Origin of the sequence: Clostridium punense (assembly GCF_017874425.1) — a bacterium.
Lineage (GTDB): Bacteria > Bacillota > Clostridia > Clostridiales > Clostridiaceae > Clostridium_J > Clostridium_J punense.
In genome coordinates, this window is the sequence record NZ_JAGGLL010000031.1 from 1 (window position 1) to 24,069 (window position 24,069).

Genomic DNA, 24,069 nt, shown 5'->3' on the forward strand with positions numbered 1-24,069 from the left:
CAAGGCGTTACCCTCTCATTTGACTTTTCAAGTTATTAGTTCTTAAATAGCTATACTATTTAGGCAATACTTTTCATATTGCAACGTGTCGCACCGGTATCATACCTATATCCTCTATATCTATAAGGATTCTTAACTCCTACAGTATCTTTAAGTGTTCCCTCTATAGAAATTAATTTCCCCCAAGAATCATAGGTGTAAAATACAACTTGAGTTCCTGCTTTATCAATTAACCCAATTATATCACCTTGAGCATTTCTTACATAGAAGTATTCAGTGTCGTTTAGGTTCATACTTACTCATTCCATACTTCTTGTTCACAAAAATCAATAAAGAAGCAGCTATAAAATTATAAACTGCTTCTTTATATCTTTTAATAATTATTCATAAAATGATTAAACAATTTTTATTAAAGCTTTTCTTAATTACACATATACCAATACTATATTATATTTAATATAGTACTATTTTATATAGTTATACAAATTACTATCTACAACTATATCTTTATTACACTTTGTTTTTTGTATTGCTATATCAATAATTTTACTATACCCCTTTATCCAAGAATTTATAATAATATTTTTTCCTCCCAAAGTTCCATATTCTATTATAATTGCACTTACAAATCTATCAGAGCAACTAATAAGTCTATTGACATCTTTCCAGTGAACTATTTCTCTTTTATGTTTTAGTCTAGAAATATAAATAATCTTCTCTCCATCAATTACATAATATTCAAATATGTTTATTATATACATAATTGATGATATAACTACACCAATTATGCCAAAAATTTTATACTCTAACATCTTAAACTGCATGCTAAAATAAAGTAATGTTAGAATACCTAATAATAATGTAATCATAATTGTTAACTTACTTCTATAAATCATAAATCCACCTACTTCATTCCTAATTTTTGATATAATAAATCCTGTGCAAAACTAGTTGCTTGACCAATGCCAGCATCTATTGCGAAGGCGCCAAGTGCTCCTGCAACTGCTGTTGTCCCCCCGTACAGCATTGATGATGCAACTAATGGCCCTGTTAAATATACACCTGCTGCTACAGCAACACCAACACCTGCAAGTTGTATTGCTGTTTTTCCTACTCTCTGTGCTAAAGACATCTTTGCCATGGGGTCCCAAGTACCAGCGATGTCAAATCCAGCTGCTATTGCTGTCCCCCATCTTGCAGCACCTTTACCAAGTCTTTCAAAAGGCTTTATTTTTTGTGTAATACTACTACTAGGATAAAGTCTAATTATAGAATCCTTCCCTACGTATCCAGCTACATTTTTTGTTAGATTTTCAACTGTTCCTGCAACTGTTCCCCAAGCAGCCCCTGCCAAGTTTGATATTGATAAATACTCTTGCTCAACGACACCTTTATCATTTACGATATCAGCTCCACCACATTCATCAATAACTCCAGAAGACCTAAACCCATGGTCATCTTTTCTATTTATAGGATTATTTTTTGTATAAGCAAACATATTATGTCCTAGAAGTTCTCCAGTTTGTCCAATCAAAGCATCAGCATTTATAAATCTGCCCCACGATGGGTTATAATACCTTGACTGCAAGTAATATAATTGTGTTTCAGAGTCATAACGATAGCCACGATACCTATAAGGGTTCTTAACTCCTACAGTATCTTTAAGTGTTCCCTCTATAGAAATTAGTTTGCCCCAACTATCATAGGTATAACTTACAACTTGTGCTCCTGCTTTATCAATTAACCCAATTATATCACCTTGAGCATTTCTTATATAGAAGTATTCAGTGCCATTTAGGTTCATACTTACAAGTTTACCTGCTGAATCATAAGTATAATATACATTATCCGTACCATTACTTTCAGAGGTCACCTTATCTCCTACCAAGTGATAGGTAGTGGTTACTCCATCTACTGTTTTTTCTGTTCTTATGCCACTGTCATTATACTTATAGGAGATGGTTTTTCCATTGCCTGTGATTCCCTTTAGCTGTCTTCCACCTTCCCAAGTGAAGCTATAGCCGTCATAGGTTAATGGGTTTCCTATGTTATCATAGGTTATAGGTTTTCCATTGTACGAGGTTAATTTATCTTTCCATACAGTATCTTCATAAGTATAATTTATGGTTTCTTCTGGAATATCACTTTCAGTTATCTCTCCAGTTTTTATACTGTATATTTTCTTGTTTAGAATATTTCCTCCAAAATCATAGCTATAGGCTATGGTTTTTTCTAAAGCTTTGTTGTCTTCTCTGATTAGCTCATTTACTTCATTGTAGTAATACTGCTGTATTACTTTATCTCCTTCAAGTATTTTGGAGATGTTACCCTTAGAGTCATATTCATAGCTTATTGCTTTTCCGCCATTTTCTATGGTTTTTATTAGATTTGTAGTGGAATTTGCTTCTTTTCCTTCATAGTATTTATAGTTTGTTTGAAAGTTTGTTGTACCTATGGCTATTTTTTTATTTTCTAGTCTTCCTAAGATATCATAACCATAGCTTATATTATAAATACTGCTTAACTGCTGACCTAAAGTTCCTCTTTTATGTGTTACTGAAGTTGGTTTGTTATCTTTATTATAACCATAGGCTATATTATAGTTATAATTATTTATGTTCTCATTTACTTCAGACACATTATTATTTAAGTCATAGTTATACCTTGTTTCATTTATTATTTTTGAAGTAGCAGGGTCTATTTCCTTAATTGTAGATAATCTATCTGCTAGGTCATAGTTATATCTATAATTTTTCTTGTTAACTAAATCTTCTTTTAAGGCTAAGTTATTATTAGCATTATATTGGTATTTAACTCTTAGTTCTGTACCAAACTTTTTACCTATTACTCTATCCATGGCATCATATATGTTAGATACCTTATGCCCATTACCGTAGGTAGCTTCTTTAAAATTACCATTCCTTTCTTCATAGGTATTGGTGATTAGATTTTGAGTTGCTTCTTGACCCGCAGGATCCTTTCCTTTCACCTTAACAACTGTGTTGTTTCCAAAGTTATCATACTGGAACTCATATCCAAAACCATTGTGATTAATTTTTTTGATTTTATCATTTTCATAATCATAAGAATTAGTTATATCAGTTCCATTTACAGCTTTTTTTACAGACTCTAAATTATTAGTTTTAGGATTATAGCTGTAGCTGGTTACCTTTCCCTCCGGGTCTGTAACACTTTTTAAGTTTCCATTGGCTTCATCATAATCAAAGGTTACTTTATTTCCTCTAGGGTCTACCACATCTTTTATATAGTTTCCACTAGGAGTATAGGAAGCATCAGATTTTATAAATAGGGCATCACTTCCTACCTTTGACCACTTTGCATTTCCAAAATTATCATAATCAAAGGAATAAACTACGTTTTCTGCCGAGGTTGCCTTTGTAAGATTATGTTTCTTTACTGAAGTGTTGCCATTATCATATTCATAGGTAAAGCTACTTCCTTTAGGATCAATACTGGTAGTTAAATCATTATTTCCATCATACTGAAACTTAGAGTTTTGTTTTGCTAAATCTGCTGTGGAGATTACATTTCCTTTGGAGTCATATTGATAACTTGTGCCAAACTCTTCCTTGTATAGCTGAATTCCATCAAAGTATGCATTCCCTAGATTTTGATAGTAGCTTATATAAACTTGAATACCCTTATAATCTTCTGGTGCTACTATTTCACTAGCTGCATACTGCCAGTCCCAAACATCATCATTAAAGGAAAGCTTTTTCCAAAATATGCTTCCATCATACTTTACAAAACCTAAGTCCATCTGGAAAAGTCTCCATTCTACTAAAGGTGCTGCATTGGCTTTAGCCCAACCCCCTAGTACATATACATCACCTTTTTTTCCAGCTATGTTTACATCCTGATAAATTCCTTTACCTGCTCTGGCATTACCATTTATTTTCATGGACAGGGTGTTCATAGCCTTAGGGTGATTATTACTATAGCTGTAATCTACATAATCAGTGCTGTCAATGGCATTATTAGACTTCCAGTATATAGGCTTCCAAGTGGTTTTATCCCATAGGGTAAAGTCTGAGTTTTCTATAAGGTTATATCTATTTGCAAATTGTCCTTCCTCCAGCTGTAAGCTGTCAAAGTAAGCAGTACCTGTGGTTTCTACAAGCTCTGCGGCTACCCATATATAGTCATTAGAAATATCATTAGGTACTGTTAAGGTGGTTTCATATCTATTCCAGTCAGTAGTACCCTTTATAAATTCTCTTACATATTTCCACTGGCCGCTGGCATCTTGATACCCTAGGGTTAAAGCTGCACCACTATTGTCTTTTACAGGTATGTCCTTAGTTTTTACATAACAAGAAAAAGTATAGGTTTTTCCCCTTTTGGTGACAGACATGGATTTTAAGTGTGCTGAACCTATCATAAAAGCCATTGAAGAAAAGGCTAAATATGAAATTTTTAGATATACTGGAAAACAGAATTCTATTATAATTCAATAATTTTCTGGAAGAAAAAAGGACATCTGTTTACCCTCACAGATGTCCTTTTTTACAACATTATTAAGTTTTAATCTATGATTTACTTATACCTTGTTTATATCTACATTATTTATATTTCTTAACATGATATTTTTCAGCATTTCTAAATTATGTAGCTTATTAACCAGAATCAAGTCATAGGCTTATCATAGGAATGAATTAGTGCCGCGTAACCTTACTTCTTAATTTACTTTATTATATACGTTAACTTCCTTATCCCCTGCTAAAAACTGTCCTATCATAGGTACAATTCTTGTAAAGTGCTCAGTTTTAAAGTGTCTTTCTAAATAGCTTCTATCTTCCCACTCTTCAATCATTGTAAGGATAGCAGGGTTTTGAGCATCTTGATAAAGTTCGTACTTAATGCAGCCTTCTTCTTTTCTTGTTTCTTCTACTAATTCCTTGTATAATTCAATAACTTCATTAATTTTTTCCTCTTGAATGCAATTTTTAGCAACCACTTTAACCATTTGTATCTCTCCTAACTCAATTTATTAGATTGTTATGAAACCTTATGTAATAATTATAAATATTGGGTTATTTAATAGCAATGAGCACTTATGAAACTCTTTTTGCAGTAAGTTGATTATTCTCCTTGGTTACTTCTAAAGTTCCAAGAAGATTTTTGTAGTTGCCATTAACAACAAACTTTACGCCTTGCACTTCTGTCACTAAGTCATTTTCTTTCTGTTCATCCAGAACAACTGCAAACTTGCTACCACTTCAGCACATGCCTGCCACAACAAATCTTACAGCAGTTTTGTTAACCTTTTTTAAAAGCTTTGTGATATCCTCAAGAACAGTTGGGGATACTATCACATTAAAATTAGATTTTATTTCTTTATTTACTTCTTTGTTTTTCTTAAATAATGAAAACATGCCCACAACTTCACTCCTTAGTAGGGTAATTTATATTTTATGATCTCATAGTGAAATTCCATTTTTTATAGAAATGTTTAACTGTATTGATCTCAATTTTAAGAGTTTGTTTTTTTAATTCGTTTACTCAAGCTCATCTTATGCTACTTTTATTATAATAAACCATTATGAAGATTTTATGAAATTACCATATAATGGGTTACTCTAAAAAAGGACTACCAAAGTTAAACCTTCGGTAGTCCTATATAATTATTTTCTATTGAAATTCTACTGTTCCCCCAGCTTTTTTAATAGCATCTACTATACCTGCTAAGCCTATACCATTGTTATTGCCACCTAGTAAAGGTATTCTTACTATTAAGCATATTCCTCCTGGAGATGTTATTTCTAATAAGTTTAATAAATTAATTGTAGCTCCTGCTGGAATATTAATTCTTAATATTGTACCTGGTAATTGAGGGCAATCATTTTGTGGATGATTATGATTATGATCATGACAATCATTATTTTTATAGTTATTGTAATATTCTTCGAACATGGAACACACCTCACTTTTTCTTTGTACTATATACTATTCCCAAAAATGGACAAGGGTTACATTGTATAAAAATTATTTTTTCTACTTTTTATCCCTTAGTAAGAATTTCATAAGATGAAATCCCTACAATATATATTATTAGAATTTATCCTAAGGGTTACTTTTACTAATTGAAAATTTTCATGATTAAATGTCATTAAATATTAACCTTACACTAAGTGTCTGCAAAACAAGGCTTCTTGAAGATAACTTTACAAAAAAACAACTGGGATTAACAATGCTATGTAAACCATTGTTAATCCCAGTTGTTTTAAATGCACTACCTATTATTTATTTTGATGACTACTTCTTCTGGTATATTAATATACAACCCAGAGTTCAGCTCCTGACTAACATTTTCTATATAATCTTTATAGGAAACTCCTGTATTCTTTATAATTTCATTGATTTTCTCAGGTCTACTAAATTTTATATTTTCTAGATTTTCAAATATCCTAGGTATGTTTAGTTTTCCATAGCCACTTTCAGGATTAGGGTAGTTTACTCCTTCATCCTTCGAAGTTGCACCTATGATGTAATTTCTAATGCTTTGAGCAAAAAGGTTTGGGTTATTTTTTTCAACTATACCCCATTGAAACATCAGTGCTACCGTTCCAGCCAATATTGCTCCTGCCATACTTGAGCCACTTGTCACAATAAACTCATTCTCAACCCCTATAGTAAGAAGTCTATGGGATCCAGTAATTACATCAGGTTTAACTCGTCCATCCCTAGTGAAACCTTTTCCCGATTCCTCTATTAACTCTCCAGTGTCTTGATTATAATATCCAGTACTTATCATATTCCTAGCCGTAGAGGGTGTAACTATGGTGATAAAGGGGTCTGGTTTTAGGAATTTAGTTTCTTTCTTTAAAAGATTCTTTTGAGTCATCCAAGCATCATATCTACCGTTTGTAAGTTCATCCCCTTTAAGAGTTATTTGCCATATTCCAGGGATTATTCCACTTATTAAAATATCCAACCTTATGTCAGGAATTATTCTGTCATCTGAGTAGTTTTGAATGCTAATACTTGAAGAACCGAGGGTTAAAGAAACACTCTCTCCACTTTTCTCGGGCAGCTGAATTCTTTCTATTGTACTTCCATCTGGAGCTATTATTCCAATTGAAACTATATCAGGCTGAATTGTAAATAAAGATATTACAATATTCTTTTCTCCTTCATCTACATTTATAACTATAGTGTCTTGCCCACCAGTTTGGAGAAGATTACCACTAGTATGCGTTTCTCCACTGCCCTGAGATCCTACACTAGCTACCGTTGCAAATCCTCTCCTTTCAGTAAGAAAGTCAATGTATCTTTCAAGAACTGTGCCCCCATCATGTGCCCCAAGATTACTCCCTAATGGAATATATACCACCATAGGTCTATTTAATCTTTGTTGTAAATCCGAAAGGTAATTCATTGCTTCAGCTATATCTGTTCCTCCATAAACCTCCACTGCTGGCTCTTCTATGCCATTTATAGCTAACACATTTCTTTTAGCCTCTTTTAACTTAACTATAGCAAAATTGCAATTAGGCGCTACACTGGCAAAGGATTCAGTTTCACTTAGTTTTCTTCCTCCAATAATACCTGCTATTGCTGTGCCATATCCTTTTTCATCTCTATGCCCTACCTTATCATAAGGATTCTGACCAAGAACACTAAGTTTTATTGCTTCATCAATTTCCACACTTGTAAACTCTGCGCCAAAAGTAATATTTGGATAACTTTTTTCATTATTAATGCTTTGATCCCAAATACTTATTATTCTAGTGGTTCCATCCGCCTTCATAAATCTAGGATTAAGGTAGTCTATACCTGTACTAATGATGCCAACTACTACACCATCTCCATTATAGGGTACATTTCCCTTTTCTATCCCCTTAGAACTAAATATCCCTTCTTCTACAGTTAATCCCGTTAATGTATAGGGAAAATTTTTTTGCACATTTATAATTTCTGGAACATTTTGTACTAGTGTATTCACCATACCTGTTTTAACAAAGATAATCCCAAAAAACTTCCCTGTAAAGTACATCTTGGCATAATCAATGGTTTTCAATCTTTCCTTAATATCTCCTGTAAATTCTACAAAAAAAGCTTCATATTCTTCACTTAAAAAAAGCTCTTTATAATTTACATCTTCAACTTCTATATTCTCTTCACCAGTTGTAGTAGCCTCTCTATCATTGCTCAGTCTTTCCCCAAAACTCTCCCCTTTCATTATTCCCTCCTATGTCCTAAGTGCTTTATATACTCTTTCATGGCATAATTAGACAATTTCATTTTTAAAAACCAGTGTTTCTAGAATACTTCTACTTATTATTTATTCTAACGAGTATTTCCTGGGGTATATTAATAAATAGCCCAGAGTTTGAATTCTCATTAACGTTATATATATCTTTTATATAAGCAGTTTCTCTACTGTCTCCAACTACATTACTTTGATTAGGTTTTTTAAATTTCATTTTTTCTAAGTTCTCAAATATCTTAGGTATGTTTAGCTTTCCATAGCCACTTTCAGGATTAGGATAATTTACCCCTTCATCCTTTGTAGTTGCCCCTATGATATAATTTCTTAGACTTTGAGCAAAAAGGTTTGGGTTATTTCCATCTACTATCCCCCACTGTAGCATTAAAGCTACTGTACCAGCTAAGATACCTCCTGCCATCCCTGATCCACTTCCAACTATAAGCTTATTTTCAAGACCCGTAGTAACAATTCTATAGGATGCAGTAATTACATCTGGTTTTACTCTTCCATCTCTGGTAAAACCTTTTCCTGATTCTTCTATTAATTCCCCTGTTTCTTGATTGTAGAAACCAGTGCTTATCATATTTCTAGCGGTAGAGGGTGTAACTACAGTAATAAATGGGTCTGGTTTTAAAAACCTAGTGTCCTTCTTTAAAAGATTCTTTTGAGTCATCCAAGCATCATATCTACCATTTAAAAGTTCTTCTCCCTTAAGAGTTATTTTCCACACTCCTGGTGTTAAGTTTCTAATTAAAATATCCAACCTATTATCTGGAATTACTTTTTGTTCTTCGTAGCTTTGAATAGTAATAATTGAAGAACCAATATTAAAAAAAATACTATCTCCCTGATTTTTAGGTGTTTCAATTTTTTCTACCCCATTCCCGTCTGGTGCTATTATTCCAATAGAAACTCTATCAGGCTCAATTGTGAATAAAGATATTATGAGATTTTCCTCTCCTTCAGCTATATTTACCTCTATGACGCCTTTCCCATCAGTTTCAAAAAGATTACCGCTAGTGTGGGTTTCTCCTGTACCTTGGACTCCTACACTTGCAACGGTAGCAAAGCCCCTTCTTTCGGTAAGAAAGTCAATATACCTTTCAAGAACTGTCCCTCCATCATGTCCCCCATTATTGCTACCTAGTGGAATATATACTACCATAGGTTTGTTCAATTGTTGCTGTAAACTCGAAAGGTAGCTCATTGCTTCAGCTATATCCGTTCCTTCATATACACTTGCTTCTGTGTCACATATTCCATTTGCCTCTAATAAACTTCTTTTTGCCTTTTTTAATTTTACTATAGCAAAATCACATTTAGGTGCTATGCTAAAAAAGACTTCAGCTTCATTTAGTTTTCTTCCTCCAATAATACCTGCCATGGCTGTACCATAGCCTGTTTCATCCTTATGACTCACCTTTTCATAAGGATTTTGTCCAGAGGTATTAAGTTTTATTGCCTCATCTATATCTGCTTTTGTAAATTCTGTTCCATATATAATATTAGGGTACTTTTTTTCATCATTAATGCTTTGATCCCAAATACGTAATATTCTGGTGGTTCCATCTGCCTTCATAAACCTTGGATTTAGGTAATCTATGCCTGAGCTTATAATTCCAACCACTACACCATTTCCATTATAGGGTACATTCCCCATTTCTATTCCCTTAGAACTAACTATATCTTCTTCAAATGCCGTAGGTGTAAGGGTATATGGAAAATTTTTTTGTAAATTTGTAATTTCTGGGACACTTTGTACTAAAGTATTAATCATGCCCTTTTTAACAAAAATAGTTCCAAAAAACTTTTCTGTACTTAGTATTTTAGCGTAATCGATGTTTTTCAATGTGGTCTTAATATCTCCTGTGTATTCCACAAAAAAAGCTTCATATTCTTCACTTAGAAAAAGCTCTCTAAAATCTACATCCTCAACCTGATTTATGACTTCATCAGCCGTATTACTCTCTCTGCTAGTGGTTAGCCTTTCCCTAAAATTCTCCCCCTTCATTACTCTCCTCCTATGACCTAAGTGCTTTATATAACTTTTTATAACATAATTAAACTCACCTGCTATATGTTATGATAATTTTTAGAGTAAGTTCACGCCCTTTATTACATTATATTAGCTTTTATCCATATAGTTCTTTAAGCAGAAGATTTAGTTAGCATCGTCTCAAATTTATCTTAATAAACCCTTAAAGGAACCAGGGTAGAACTTATGTGTAAGATAGGTTTTAACTTGGGGTATCTATCTTAAGAAATCTTTTTGATAATTGAACCTATTTCTTTGTCGAATTTCATGATAGATTAAATATTTTACTAAAATTCATAATAACAAAATAAAACACCAGATGCTAAGATCTAGTGTTTTATAAATTATTACTACTTTTCAAGTAACTCAATATTATCTTTATCATGGGTTCATTATCTCTATGCTTAACTTAATATAACATTATCATAAAATCATTATGAAAGTTCCGATGGTTATAAATATACCTCCAAGAATTGTTTTCATGGTTGCTGCTTCTTTTAACACTACAAAGGCTAACACCATTGTGATTACCACACTAAATTTATCTATAGGAACAACCTTTGAGGCTTCTCCAATTTGTAGTGCTTTATAGTAGCAAAGCCAAGATAGTCCTGTAGCAACCCCAGATAGAATTAAAAAAATCCAACTTTTTTGAGTTATATTTGAAACTTGATTTTGGGTCCCTGACTATTTTATAGCTGCTTCAACTTCACTAATCATTTTTATAGTAGAGTTAAAGCCACCTCCACCTACATACCAAGTTGCAGGATCAAGATATATAATTCTGTTATTTTTATAAGCTTCTGTGTTTTTTATTAGCTCGTTATCTAAAGCTTTACTTGCAGTAGTTGAACCTCCTGTAACGGCAGCTCTATCTATAACAAAAATATAATCTGGATTCTTTTCAACAACATATTCAAAGGAAACACTTTGTCCATGGGTAGAAGCCTGAATATTTTCATCTACTGGCTTAAAGCCAAAATTATTGTGGATTATTCCAAATCTTGAAACCTTACCATAAGCGCTAAGTGCTCCATCATTAGCCAAAAGGATTAGTGCATTTTTCCCAGTGGCAGTTACTTTTTCATTTAAGGTTTTTATACTGTTTTCTATTGCGTTAAGTTCTTTCTCTACCACATCTTTTTTATTAAAGACCTCTCCAAGAAGATTCATGTTTTTCTTAAAAGATCCTACGTAATCTTTATCGTCTAATTGCACAAATACTGTTGGAGCAATTTTACTAAACTCAGCATATTGTTCTTTTTGTCTTGCTGAAATTATAATTAAATCTGGATTTATTTCATATATCTTTTCAAAGTTTGCTTCCTTTAAAGTTCCTACATCCACATACTTTTCATCCTTATATTTTTCTAAAGCTACAGGTAAAGTGGCTTTTGGCAAGGCAAAAATTTCCACCCCCATTTTATTAAGGCCATCTAAAATACCATAGTCAAAAACTACTATTTTCTTAGGAGTCTCCTTTAAAACTACTTCTCCTAATTCATGAGTTATTTTAACTTCCTTTGGAGCTTCAGCTTGAACATTTGCTGAACTCGCTGGTTCTGCTGCTTTTTTACTACTACTTCCATTAGAGCAACCAACTGCTGAAACTAACATAACTCCCATTAATACAGCTGCCATAGCTATTTTTTTGCTTATTGTTTTCATTTTTATCACCTCTAAATAATTTTTTGTATTTAAATATTTTTATTGAATTCAAAATCTACATGATATTTTTAAAGCTTGTCCATCAAATAATTACCTTAAACCTAGTAGGATGCAGAAACTTTCGGAATGGTTCTGTGTAAGCTAAATGTAAATGTAAGTTCCAATAAACAAGTAAATTTTATAACTTTAGATTTTTATCTAACTCACTAGTAGGTGTAGAGATTTAGATATAGTACGTGTGGAGATTAGATATAATAGGTGTAAAGAATCAAATATAATAAGTGTAGAGATTTAAATATAATAAGTGTAAAGAATTAATAATAATACGTGCATATTTTTCTTTCATTTATCTGTAAAATATTAAAGTCCATATCATATATCTCATCTAAAACCTTTTTATCAATAATTTCCTCAATAGTTCCTTCCTTTGCAACTACACCATCCTTTAAGGCTACTATGTAATCTGAGTAACAGGAGGCAAAGTTTATATCATGGATAACTATTACTATGGTCTTTCCAAAGTCCTCTACTAGTCTTCTTAAGATTTTCATAATTTCTACTGAATGCTTCATATCAAGGTTGTTCAGGGGTTCATCTAAAAGAACATATTCAGTGTCTTGAGCTATGACCATGGCTATATAGGCTCTTTGTCTTTGTCCTCCACTAAGCTGATCTAAATATTTGTCTTTTATATCTGTAAGCTTCATGTACTCTATAGCTTCATCTACCTGCTTCCAATCTTCCTTAGTTAAATTTCCCTTTGAATAGGGGAACCTGCCAAAGCTTACTAACTCTCTTATGGTTAGTCTTATGTTAATGTTATTGGCTTGCTTTAATATTGATAGCTTTTTTGATAACTCTTCACTTTTCCATTGACTTACTTCCACACCTTCTATAAATACTTCCCCCTTATCCTTCATAATAAGTCTACTTATCATAGATAAAAGAGTACTTTTTCCAGCTCCATTAGGTCCGATGAAAGATGTAATTTTGCCCTTTTGTATTTTTAAAGATACATTATCTACTACACTTTTCTTATTGTACTTTTTGGTTAAATTTTTTACTTCAATCATGCCTTGCTCTCCTTTAATGCCATTTTATAAGGATAATACCTCCATCCCTTTTTCTTATAGTAACTATTCAACAAGACTAAAACTTAGTGAAACTGACTTTTTAAATCCACTTACTAAAATGAATTTATTTATTATTGAGTAGTAAGTACATAAAGTACAATCCACCTATAAAATTTATAATTACACTGAGAGTTGTGTTAAAGTTCATTAATCTACTAATAATGAATTGTCCTCCCACTAATGCTACGGTGCTTATAAGTACTGTACCTAAAATCAAATAACTATGCTTATAGGTTTTTAGAAATTCTCTTGAAAGATTTGCTACAATAATTCCAAGGAAGGTAATTGGTCCAACTAATGCTGTTGATACTGAAACAAGTATGGTAACTACCATGAGCATCCTATTTACAACCCTGTCATAATTTATCCCTAAGTTTATTGCATTTTCTCTCCCTAAAGATAGAACATCCAAAATTTTTATGTATTTATAAGAATAAACTACTGTTATAATTACCACCACAATAGATATAAGTAGAATTTCCGTATTGATATTATTAAAACTTGCAAACATCTTATCTTGAATTATGGTAAATTCATTTGGGTCAATGAGTAGCTGCATGAAGGAAGTTAAACTTTGAAATAAGGTACCAAAGATTAATCCTACTAGTAGCAGAAAATATATATTTGAACCTTCTCTACTGAAAATTAGCTTAAACAGCAATAAGGAGAACACCAGCATTAAACCTACTGAAATAAGGAAGTTTATATTAGCATTTGAGCTCAATTTGCTTTGAGAGCCCAAGATAAAAACCACTGAAGTCTGTATAAGCATATATAAGGAATCTAACCCTAGTACTCCAGGAGTTAGTATTCTATTATTTGTTACAGTTTGAAATACCATGGTTGAAAAAGCGATGGTCCCACCTGTAAGAATAATAGCAATTAGTGAGGGGAATCTTCTTGAAAGAGCGTATTTAAAGTTATTACTATTTAACCCCACCCCTAGAAAAAGTATGATTAATACTATTAAACTTAAAGTAAGAATTCCTAGTTTTCTTTTATTACTCATTTTTATTCCTCCTTAAAAGAAGATATAGAAAAATAATACTTCCTATTACTCCAACCATTAGTCCTATAGATATCTCATAAGGAAAAATAATTATACGCCCCAAAATATCACAGAGAAGAACAAATATCGCTCCCAACAAAGCAACCTTTGGAATTGCCTTTTTGATGTTATCTCCTTCATAGATTGTAACTATATTAGGTATGATTAAATCTAAAAATGGAATTCTACCGATGGTAATAACAACTAAGGAAGTTGCTAAGGCCACAATTACAAGACCTGTATTTACTACTTTACTGTAATTTAATCCTAAATTTGTTGAGAAATCCTCTCCCATCCCTGCCACTGTAAATTTATTTGCATAAAAAAAGGCAGCTATTAAAAAGGGAATACTTATGTATAAAAGCTCATATCTTCCTTTTAAAATTAGGGAGAAATTCCCCTGAAGCCAAGAAGATATGTTTTGAACTAAATCATATTTATAAGCAAAAAAAGTGGTTATGGAATCTATAATATTCCCAAGCATTATTCCAACTAAAGGAATGAAAATAGCATTTTTGTACTTTACTTTTTTTAATATATTCATAAATAAAAAAGTACCACCTAATGCAAAAATGAAGGAAACCACCATCTTCTGCATAGTTGTAGCAGAAGTAAATAACAGCATGGAAACTAGCATTCCCAGCTTCGCTGAATCTACTGTGGCCGCTGTGGTTGGTGATACAAACTTATTTCTGCTAAGCTGCTGCATAATAAGACCTACCATGCTCATTGCCACCCCAGCCATAATAATACTTAATAATCTTGGAATACGGCTTAATAGCACTATTTGAACTTTATTCTCCTTTAAGTGAAGTATATCTAATGGAGTTATTTCCTTTACTCCCACAAATATTGATACCATGGATAGGATTATTAAAACTAAAATTAAATATCTTTTCTTCATAACTCCTCCAAAAATAATATTTTAACAACGTTTTGGAAACTTCAAGTCTGCCATCTTCTATAAGTGGCAGTTGCATAGCCTAGGAATTTGACAGATGCGCTTCTATTATTTATAATTATTAAATGATATTGATAGTTGTTATCAATTAACTATTATTATAGTATCATTTATTTATTGCCTTTTCTTATAAAATATTTAGTTGTTTTATAAATAAATTTGAATCTTAAACTTTGTCATTAAATTTTAGAGGAGTATAATCAATGAATCATGCTAATATAATTTCAATTTTGGAAAGCTTTTTTCTATGTACACATATCCCTATAAGGGCTGTTACTTCTAAGGGAGAGTCTATTTGTCTAAGCGGATATACAGAGGACTTCCAAGACATATATGATAAAAACGCTGTTTTTCTTGCTATGAAAAGAGAGCTTAAAATGAATATGGATAAAACTTTTATTACTATAAATTGTGAAGATAACATGAGATTTGCAGCCTGTCACATTTGTTCTGTAAATGCCCATAGTGGCTATTATATTTTAGGTCCTTATTGTAGTGAAAGATGTATCCCAAATAGGAACCTTGTACATAAACCTGATTTTTGCATTCCTCACTTAATTTCTTTGCTTTATGATTTACGAAATTCTGCTTGCTCTATCACTAAGGAACTTAATTTCTCTAATTTAAATTTTAATCCACATGTGAAAAAAGCTATAGAGTACATACACAAGAATTTTCATAATTCTATAACCTTAGATCATGTGGCAAATCATGTGAAAATTAATAAGTGTTATTTTTGCAGTATATTTAAGAAGGAAACAGGTAAAAGCTACTCCGGATTTTTAAATCATGTGCGAATAGAAAAAAGTAAAGAGCTATTAATGAATAAAAACCTTAGTATTCTTGATATCTCTCTTACTGTGGGATTTAATAATCAGGCATATTTTAATACTGTGTTTAAAAAACAAGTTAATATGACCCCAATGGAGTTTAGAAGTAACTTATTACTATAAAAAGCTGTAGTTTAGGCTTAATCTTACCTAAACTACAGCTTTACATTTGCAAATTAATAATATAATTTCTAATTTCTGAAAACAACTTTTAGTCTTACATAACTTCTCTTAACTTATTACTTCTTCAAGTTCTTTACTAGAAGTTTCCATACCCTTAATTACCTTTGAAGTATTTATTATTCTTGTATTTTGTTCATCCATAGTAGCTAGTATTTCTTCTATGTATGCATTTAATACTAGTAGATTTGTCTGCTCTGAGATTTGTGTAATACTTGTTAGTATTGCATTTATATCATTAATACTTCTTCCTAGTTCTTCCACAGTGCTACCAGTAGACTTAACAGTATTACTTACATGCTTCTTGTTTATTGAATTTAAATCCCTATTTTTAAATAGATTAATAATAAATGACATGTCTTTCCCACCTATGTATAATTATTGACATGTCTTATACTTCTAAATCAAATTTGAAGGTCTTACTTTTTTAGTAATTTTCTTTCATTCACAGTTTTCCCTTTTTAATTCTCATGTCATAATATGACAAAATTTCCTCTTAGGTTCTTACTTAACTATAGCATAGGTTAATTGACATTTTTTAGGTGACTGCGTTATAATCCTTTTAATGATATGGGGGTTTTAGAATGTATAGTTTGTTAGAGTACTTATGGTTTTTTATTATTTATGCTTTTATTGGTTGGTGCATTGAGGTTATATACCATGTAGTTAAATCTGGAGAGTTTGTTAATAGAGGCTTCTTAAATGGCTCAGTATGCCCAATCTATGGTTTAGGAATGGTTATTATAATCTATGTATTAACGCCTTTAAAAGGTAATATTTTTTTACTATTCCTTGGCTCTTTTTTACTAACATCAGCCTTAGAGTTTCTTACTGGGTACATCTTAGAAAAAATATTTCATAACAAATGGTGGGATTATTCTGATATGCCTTTTAACATTAAGGGATATATATGTCTAGATTTTTCGATAAAATGGGGACTTGGGGGAGTATTTATAATTAATGTAGTTCACTCTCCTATTTCTAAGATTGTATCTCTTTTAGATAATTTAATTGGTCATGTTATATTGTTACTTCTGCTTAGCTTACTTATAACAGATTTTATTATCACCATTCTAGGTATAATGAAAATTAAGAAACACATATATGTCCTTGATGAAATTGCCAGAAAGTTAAGATACTATTCCGACGATATTGGAGAAAATATTTATAGAAGAACAACTTTAGCCCTTAAAACCAAGGAAAATATGAAATATAAGCTTGATGAGCAAAAGTCAGAATTTAATTTAATGTTAAAAGAAAAAAATGTAAACTTTGAAGAACTGAAGTTAAAATACGAAAAAGCAATAAGCGATAAGACTTTTGTCCATAGACGTCTAGAAAAGGCCTTTCCTGCTATGAGAGAAAAACTTCATAAATTAAACTCAAATAATTCAAAACATCCAAAAGAATAGTAAATATTAATACACTAGTCTATATTGTTGTTTAGATTACAAAGTATAGCTACTAGATAGTTTTTCTGTGATAATCATGGGTTTTATATAAGTTGCAATGTTATTACTACATTATAAGGTAATTTTAAATAACTTTTAGTAAAGGGATTGCAAAATGGAATTACATATATTCTTGTAGCATCTTTATTGCATTCTATATATTTACAAAAAAATAAAGTTCATCCTTGAATTATGTTATATGGAACCAGAGTTTAAACTTACCTTATACATGAGTCCTACACTGGTTCCCTTAAGGGTTTATGAGGATGAATAAGTTGAAATTTCATCATGAACCCCTAACACAAATAATAATTAAAATTGTTTGTGTAACATAATTTCTTTGTTGAAAGATTATAAGCTTCCTTTATGAGAATTTTTCTCTTTTTCTTCTCTTTCAACCCTTCTAGGAAAAATAAAGTTATAATAAATAAAACCTGAAACAATTATTCCAAGAATAATAAATACTACTACATTAGCATAGTCCACTATATCACCTCCTTAAGAATAAAACCTAATTTTGCCAATTAAAAAAGTGGGAAACTCAAAAATGAGTTTCCCACCCTAGAAACGTACAAAATACTTGGAACAAGCCTTAGCTGCCCAACCGTAAAGTCAATATGATTTATTTAACCATATTATATCATAAAACAAACAAGATTTCAAATTTTCATTCTTTCCCCCATTTTTATAAATAATTCCTCAATCTTAACAATTATATAAATATCTATTGTGAATTATTAAGAGCCTTAAATCGGTCTGCAACCGGTACCTTTTCACTACCATCTGTTATCAATTCCACAATACAAGGCTCATTTAAATCAGCTACAAATTCATTTAAAAGTTTAACTTCTTCAATATTATTTATTTGTATAGACTTTATATTCATGGCTTTTGCAATATCTGCTATAGAAACTCTATCATAAACAAAAGATTTGGTTACAGTTCTACCATATAGATACTGGTGACCATGTTCAACATATCCTAACATTGAATTATTAATTACAAAATATATAATTGGCATGTTGTAATGTTTAGCAGTTAAAATTTCTGTTCCATTCATGAAAAACGAACCATCACCTACAAAAACTGCAATCTGTCTATCCTTCAACGCTAAATGTGATCCAATAGCTCCACAAACACCGGATCCCATAGCACCATAATTTAAACTTATATCAAACCCCATATGTTCTTTGATTGGTAAATACTTAAATAGAAAATTCATGTATTCGCCAATGTCCGATACAAAATATGTATTTTGCGGTACTATATTCACTATTTCTTCAAGAAACAATCTTAAGGACAATCCATTATGATTATTAGAGTATTGATCATTTATTTTATCAGGTTTTATAAATTTATTATCTTTCTTGCTTGTATTTTTAATAATATAAGGTATTGCTTCTTTTAAGTCGTAAAATACACTCACATCAAATTTATAAACCTTATCTAATTCTTTTTTATCCCAATCTATATGTATTAGTTTTTTGCCTTTAAATAATACATCATTATAATTTCTCGTAGCAGATTCACCTAAGCTTGACCCCAAAACTAATAAACAAGAATATTTTTCATTTTCAACAAAATTAACAGCTGCATCAGTACTAGAGAACCCATAGTTACCTAAATTATACTTGAACTCAGTGTTAATTACTCCTTTTGCCTCTGGAGTAGTTATTATAGGCCAATTTAAGTGTTCGGCAAGTTTTTTTACCTCTTCACCTATGAGTCTGCAGCCTCTACCTACAAAAATCAAACCTTTTTCTTCCTCATTAATAATCCTAGTAGCATTGATTAAACTATGAAAATCATAATCTATTTCTGTGCTAAAATCAGAAGTCATAACTGTTGCAGCAACCTCTGCTAACGTTTCACTCTGAAATTCATTATCAGAGTTATTAAAATTATCAAATTCACTATTTACTTTAAGCATTTGCATATCAATTGGTATGGATAAATGAACCGGCCCATATGGTGGAGTTTTTGCTATTTTCATTGCTTTATCTAACTCTTCAAAAAATTCATTTTCATTAAAAATAGTCTTACTATATTTTGTTATTGGAGATACGATATTTTCCGTATTTAATTCCTGTATTGCCCCTTTACCAACTTGCCATCTGTGAACATATCCACTTAAAATTAGCACTGGAACTTTAGTTCTCATTGCATCTGCGATACCATTTATCATATTGTTAATTCCAACACCACCTGCTACAATGCATACACCCATTTTCTCTGACATAGATGCATACTTAGATGCCGCATATGCTGCACCTGCTTCATTCTTTGTTGTAATAACTTTAATTTCACTATCATTAATTGCATCAAAGAGTGAACTTACTGTTCCTGCAGAAATCCCAAATACATACTCTACTTCATTTTCAACTAATTTTCTTACTATTACGTCTGATATTCTCATAAATATCCCTCCATTGTTTATGTTAGCATTCTAAGTAACTAAAGTTTACATGTTTATGAAAAACTCTAAGTTCTTATTTATTATCTCTTCACATTTTTGCCTCTGCTCTTGTGTGAAATTATGAATTCTTCCAATAGAAACTATGGGTATGACACCAACAACCTCATCTTTTTTAATTAACGGTATCATCATTAAACTATCTAGTCCAAATAAAGTTACATCCTTAGTTGCTCTATAATCTGATTTTATATCATTGATTATTATTGTTTTCTTCATATTCATTATTTCTTGTAATATTAAATTATTAGATATTAACACAGGATTTTGTGAGTGTAATCCTATCCACTTTTCAAGTTCCAACTCACCTGTCTTACTCTTATAAACAGGATTTAATTTTCCATCTTTTATCTTATGGAATCCTATATCCTCTACTCCAGTTATTTCTTTTATTTCATCAAACAATAAGTCAATATTAGTCAAATTAATTCCTCCTCTACCGTCATAATATACTTTATTTAATGATTGTTAACTTAGTTTATTATTAAAATTATGTCATATTTTGTTAATCATAAATTAATACTAGTTATTTAAATTCATTGGTCAATTGTTCAAATGCACTTAACGAATTATTTATGGTGTTTAGATCAACACAATAAGATATTCTAAAATATCCAGGGCATCCAAAAGCACTACCAGGTACAAAAATAAGATTATATTTAAGTGCCTTTTTTACAAACTCAACATCATCGTCAATAGGTGATTTTGGAAATAAATAAAAAGCACCTTGTGGTTTTATGCATTCGTACCCTAGCTCAATAAGTTTTTTATATAGAATGTCTCTTCTATTAATATATTCACTATTATTTACTTCTAAATCAAGACAATCACCAATTACCTTTTGAAACAAAGCAGGAGCATTTACAAATCCTAGAATTCTATTAGAAAATGATATCAAATCCATAAGCTTATCAACTTGATTAATCTTACTACTAACTGCTACATACCCTATCCTTTCTCCTGCAAGGTTTAGTGACTTACTAAATGAGGTTACAATAATTCCATTTTTAAATATATTTAAAATTTGAGGCAACTTCCTATTTTCATAAAAAATTTTGCTATAGGGTTCATCTGAGATGATAAAAATTTCTGTATTAAATTTTTTCTCAGTTTCTTCAATTACTGCAGCCATCTTATTTAGTATACTTTCACTATATACAACTCCAGTAGGATTATTAGGCGTATTGATGATAACAGCTTTTGTTTTATGAGATATGACTGATTTAAACATCTCAATATTAGGTTCAAAGGTCTTTGTATCAGCTGGAACAACAACAGCTTTTCCTCCATAATTGTCAACATAAAACTTATAGTCACTAAAGAATGGTGCAAACATTACAACCTCATCCCCATCATTCAATATAGACTTCAATACCACATTTAGCCCACCTGCTGCCCCTACTACCATAGCTATGTTATTCTTAGATAACTGTACGTCACTTTGTAACTGAATCATATTAGCAATTTTATCTCTTACATCTTCAAACCCTAAATTATTCATATACTTATGTATACCCTTTTGGTCTTCGGATGTGTAGTATTTTATTCTATCACATACTTCTATAGATGGCTCAAAGTATGGGTTTCCAAGACTAAAATCGTAAACTTTTTCCTTACCGTAAATTCTTGTAAGTCTAACACCTTCACTAAACATTGCTCGTATTCCTGATGCACCTTCTATGTTTTTTAACATTTTTTCTGAATACAATTTCATTCCCCCATATCTAAAAATAAATTAATAATTTAGCTTTTAACAACACCCTATTGCTTAGCTTAAAGTTTTTGTTAATGAACAATAATTATTCATTGACAAAAACCTTAAACTTTATTAAATTTCATACTATAAGTCTGTAGTATATTTTATATAAGTTAGCACTTAATCCCAATTTAAATCTTAATAATAAGATGTGTCTTATAAATTAGATTTTTTAATTGCTTCATATGATGCAATTAATATGTACTGATTTTTACTTAGCTTCTATATTAAGTTGCTTTGAATTTCTTTCATTTATTTCACAATTGTTGTTAACCCATTATTTAGTTATGAATACTCTTTGAGTAACCAAATTTAAAATCTTTAAATTTATGGAAATTACCTAAGTTTTTAATAAAACTTAGGTAATCATTTTACTTTTAAGATTCTATTTTCTTTTTGTATCTTGTAAAAGCGTAATAATTAATATTATGTAATTTAATCTTTTGGATTAGAAACCCTGGCCTTTTAACCAAGCATCAGCTTCTGCTAAATCAGTAAATGCAACAGGATTCACTCCATTGCCTTTAACTGCTCTATTCATTTGCATTTTTACAACTGCACTACTAACAATTAATGCTGCAGCAACAAACCCATTTTTTTCACAATATGTATTAAGTTCATTAACTTCATCAACAATAGTTGATACTTTATATTCAGTAAGATCAGCACATTTTGCCCACTTCTTACCCTTAAAACTTGGCACAACCTTATTTACATAATCATTATGAAATCTCTTAAAATCTTCTGCTGTCCAAAAGCCTGTGTTTTTCTCATAGCTTATACACCTAGTAGTATCAACTTTAATTTCATACATTCCTTTAACATCTTTAATTAACATAAAAACACTCCATCCTTATTATTTAATTTTTATATTTATGTATATAAGTAACTATTTTAAATAGTTATCTTCTTTAAACTAACCATTACTAAATATATTTTTTATTACATCTATTAACTTATATTCATTTATTGGTTTTACTATAAATACCTTATATCATCCTTAATGGCATTTATAACCACAACCTCTTGTCCCACTATTGGACACACTACAATATAACATATGTAACTTATTTTAATAGTTGATTTTATAGATTCTATGCTATCTACATTAGGCATAAAAAAATGCCACAGACATTTATTGCGTTGCCTGTGACTCCTTAGTTTTTAACTATTTTGTCAATTCACTCTTCGGCAACCTGGCAATCATAGAATTTCTTCCTTAGACCCATAGCTTTGCGTCCTTATATTTCTATAAGTTTGCTATTATCATGGTAATTTATTTATTTATTTATTTGTATTTATGCAAAATTTCTACATCCTTTTACATATTTTAGCATTAAAATACAATTTAGTAAACCCTTTTTTTGTATATTTTAAACCATATTACTTATTTTATATATTCCAAAATTAAATAATATAGATATAAGATATTTTTTTTAATAATACCCTTGTCCAAAACCAACATTTAATTCACACAATACACTCCAAATATTATTATTTTCAACAAACTCATCTATAGGATTCTCAATTACCTATTTATCAATTTTACCCATAAATCCATAGCTTTCAGTATCAGGTATAAAACTTAAAGGTGCCGCTACATTATCATTCTTATCTTTTATTCTAATTAATGCTTCATAATGCATTATTTGATTTTCTTGTTGTATATAGGTTTAAATTTCAGAAAAAAATTATTAAACTTTAGCAAATCTAAAAAAAGACTTATAGCATATAATATCCCTGAAAGAAAGATATTATATAGTCTATAAGTCTAGAATTAGAATTCCAAAACTTAGATATAGTCTAAGACCTACCATAATAGCACATAAAAAATAACGTCAGCAAATTTGCAGACGTTATTTTTTTATATTTTTTACTATTACCCTTAATTTTTCAGTGCCAAATTCATGTGTCCAAATAATGTACTGAAAGTTACATCTATAAAGAATGCTGACAAAATAAGAGTTGTTCTTATGTTAAAATAATAAAAAGTTACCTTCTTTTATTACTGAAGCAATAATTAAACCTACAAAAGCTATTTAAATATTCTATAGTTTTTTATTCTCTCTCTTTCCTCTAAATTATTTAGGTATAACTATTAGTAAGTTTCTTTAAAAAAGTATTTAAAGTCTTCTTCTCTATTATTTTCATTTCTTAAACTCTTAGAACTAGAGTTATTATTTTCATTGTGTAGACTTTGAAAACTTGTACTATTTCCCATATTGCTTATAGCTTCATTTTGTTTCTTATTTTTATTTCTCTTATTTCTATTCATATTATCTTCCCCTCTCTTCTTACCAT

The 24,069-nt window shown here is 30.6% G+C and carries 21 protein-coding genes, 1 pseudogene and 1 riboswitch; of the genes and pseudogenes, 2 read left to right on the top strand and 20 right to left on the bottom strand.

What is annotated here, in order from left to right; all coding sequences use genetic code 11:
- Positions 1–59 precede the first annotated feature (59 nt).
- From J2Z44_RS16425 to J2Z44_RS16485, 13 genes and pseudogenes are all read right to left on the bottom strand, one after another.
- Positions 60–293 (bottom strand): hypothetical protein, encoded by a 234-nt coding sequence (locus tag J2Z44_RS16425; RefSeq protein WP_021283225.1) that lies wholly within the window; start codon positions 291–293, stop codon positions 60–62.
- Positions 294–464: 171 nt separating this feature from the next.
- Positions 465–896 (bottom strand): hypothetical protein, encoded by a 432-nt coding sequence (locus tag J2Z44_RS16430; protein WP_021283224.1) that lies wholly within the window; start codon positions 894–896, stop codon positions 465–467.
- Positions 897–904: 8 nt separating this feature from the next.
- Positions 905–4,402, bottom strand: coding sequence for an RHS repeat-associated core domain-containing protein (locus J2Z44_RS16435; protein WP_209649824.1), 3,498 nt, complete (start codon positions 4,400–4,402; stop codon positions 905–907).
- A gap of 297 nt (positions 4,403–4,699) precedes the next feature.
- On the bottom strand, positions 4,700–4,987 hold the full coding sequence (locus tag J2Z44_RS16440) for a putative quinol monooxygenase (RefSeq protein ID WP_021283220.1): 288 nt from the start codon (positions 4,985–4,987) through the stop codon (positions 4,700–4,702).
- A gap of 253 nt (positions 4,988–5,240) precedes the next feature.
- Entirely contained in the window at positions 5,241–5,402 is a 162-nt protein-coding gene (locus J2Z44_RS16445) for a hypothetical protein (RefSeq protein ID WP_021283218.1), read from the bottom strand.
- 250 nt (positions 5,403–5,652) lie between these two features.
- The gene (locus tag J2Z44_RS16450; RefSeq protein ID WP_021283217.1) at positions 5,653–5,934 is read right to left on the bottom strand and encodes a hypothetical protein; all 282 of its coding nucleotides are present in this window, start codon (positions 5,932–5,934) and stop codon (positions 5,653–5,655) included.
- Positions 5,935–6,253: 319 nt separating this feature from the next.
- Positions 6,254–8,203, bottom strand: a complete 1,950-nt coding sequence (locus J2Z44_RS16455) for a S8 family peptidase (RefSeq protein ID WP_021283216.1) — start codon at positions 8,201–8,203, stop codon at positions 6,254–6,256.
- A gap of 91 nt (positions 8,204–8,294) precedes the next feature.
- Positions 8,295–10,244, bottom strand: a complete 1,950-nt coding sequence (locus tag J2Z44_RS16460; protein WP_021283215.1) for a S8 family peptidase — start codon at positions 10,242–10,244, stop codon at positions 8,295–8,297.
- A gap of 447 nt (positions 10,245–10,691) precedes the next feature.
- Positions 10,692–10,931, bottom strand: a pseudogene (locus J2Z44_RS16465) (EamA family transporter); the annotation flags it as partial.
- A 24-nt stretch (positions 10,932–10,955) separates the two neighbouring features.
- Positions 10,956–11,927, bottom strand: a complete 972-nt coding sequence (locus tag J2Z44_RS16470) for a siderophore ABC transporter substrate-binding protein (protein WP_035319429.1) — start codon at positions 11,925–11,927, stop codon at positions 10,956–10,958.
- A 323-nt stretch (positions 11,928–12,250) separates the two neighbouring features.
- Positions 12,251–13,009, bottom strand: a complete 759-nt coding sequence (locus J2Z44_RS16475) for an iron ABC transporter ATP-binding protein (protein ID WP_021283212.1) — start codon at positions 13,007–13,009, stop codon at positions 12,251–12,253.
- 124 nt (positions 13,010–13,133) lie between these two features.
- A complete protein-coding gene (locus J2Z44_RS16480) occupies positions 13,134–14,078 on the bottom strand; it encodes an iron chelate uptake ABC transporter family permease subunit (protein ID WP_021283211.1) in 945 nt (314 codons plus the stop codon).
- Entirely contained in the window at positions 14,071–15,021 is a 951-nt protein-coding gene (locus tag J2Z44_RS16485) for an ABC transporter permease (protein ID WP_021283210.1), read from the bottom strand. Before J2Z44_RS16485 ends, J2Z44_RS16480 begins: the two co-directional genes overlap by 8 nt.
- A gap of 260 nt (positions 15,022–15,281) precedes the next feature.
- Between J2Z44_RS16485 and J2Z44_RS16490 the strand changes: the two genes are divergently transcribed.
- Entirely contained in the window at positions 15,282–16,031 is a 750-nt protein-coding gene (locus J2Z44_RS16490; protein WP_021283209.1) for a helix-turn-helix domain-containing protein, read from the top strand.
- Between the two features lie 108 nt (positions 16,032–16,139).
- Here J2Z44_RS16490 and J2Z44_RS16495 read toward each other — a convergent pair whose 3' ends face one another.
- The gene (locus J2Z44_RS16495; RefSeq protein WP_021283208.1) at positions 16,140–16,445 is read right to left on the bottom strand and encodes a methyl-accepting chemotaxis domain-containing protein; all 306 of its coding nucleotides are present in this window, start codon (positions 16,443–16,445) and stop codon (positions 16,140–16,142) included.
- A gap of 227 nt (positions 16,446–16,672) precedes the next feature.
- Here J2Z44_RS16495 and J2Z44_RS16500 point away from each other — a divergent pair, with 227 nt between their 5' ends.
- Positions 16,673–17,500, top strand: a complete 828-nt coding sequence (locus J2Z44_RS16500; RefSeq protein WP_021283207.1) for a putative ABC transporter permease — start codon at positions 16,673–16,675, stop codon at positions 17,498–17,500.
- 390 nt (positions 17,501–17,890) lie between these two features.
- Here J2Z44_RS16500 and J2Z44_RS21880 read toward each other — a convergent pair whose 3' ends face one another.
- The 6 genes from J2Z44_RS21880 to J2Z44_RS16525 all read right to left on the bottom strand — a co-directional run bounded on the left by J2Z44_RS21880 (position 17,891) and on the right by J2Z44_RS16525 (position 24,043).
- Positions 17,891–18,025 carry a hypothetical protein gene (locus J2Z44_RS21880; protein ID WP_021283206.1) on the bottom strand — a complete coding sequence of 45 codons (135 nt, stop codon included), beginning with the start codon at positions 18,023–18,025 and terminating at the stop codon, positions 17,891–17,893.
- Positions 18,026–18,263: 238 nt separating this feature from the next.
- On the bottom strand, positions 18,264–19,955 hold the full coding sequence (locus J2Z44_RS16505; RefSeq protein ID WP_021283205.1) for a thiamine pyrophosphate-binding protein: 1,692 nt from the start codon (positions 19,953–19,955) through the stop codon (positions 18,264–18,266).
- Positions 19,956–20,000: 45 nt separating this feature from the next.
- Positions 20,001–20,435 (bottom strand): GAF domain-containing protein, encoded by a 435-nt coding sequence (locus J2Z44_RS16510; protein ID WP_021283204.1) that lies wholly within the window; start codon positions 20,433–20,435, stop codon positions 20,001–20,003.
- 103 nt (positions 20,436–20,538) lie between these two features.
- Positions 20,539–21,720, bottom strand: coding sequence for a pyridoxal phosphate-dependent aminotransferase (locus J2Z44_RS16515; RefSeq protein ID WP_021283203.1), 1,182 nt, complete (start codon positions 21,718–21,720; stop codon positions 20,539–20,541).
- A gap of 496 nt (positions 21,721–22,216) precedes the next feature.
- Complete coding sequence (locus J2Z44_RS16520; RefSeq protein ID WP_021283202.1) at positions 22,217–22,606, bottom strand: hypothetical protein; 390 nt, start codon at positions 22,604–22,606, stop codon at positions 22,217–22,219.
- A 349-nt stretch (positions 22,607–22,955) separates the two neighbouring features.
- Positions 22,956–23,040: riboswitch (cyclic di-GMP riboswitch) on the bottom strand.
- Positions 23,041–23,866: 826 nt separating this feature from the next.
- The gene (locus tag J2Z44_RS16525) at positions 23,867–24,043 is read right to left on the bottom strand and encodes a hypothetical protein (protein WP_021283199.1); all 177 of its coding nucleotides are present in this window, start codon (positions 24,041–24,043) and stop codon (positions 23,867–23,869) included.
- Positions 24,044–24,069 lie beyond the last annotated feature (26 nt).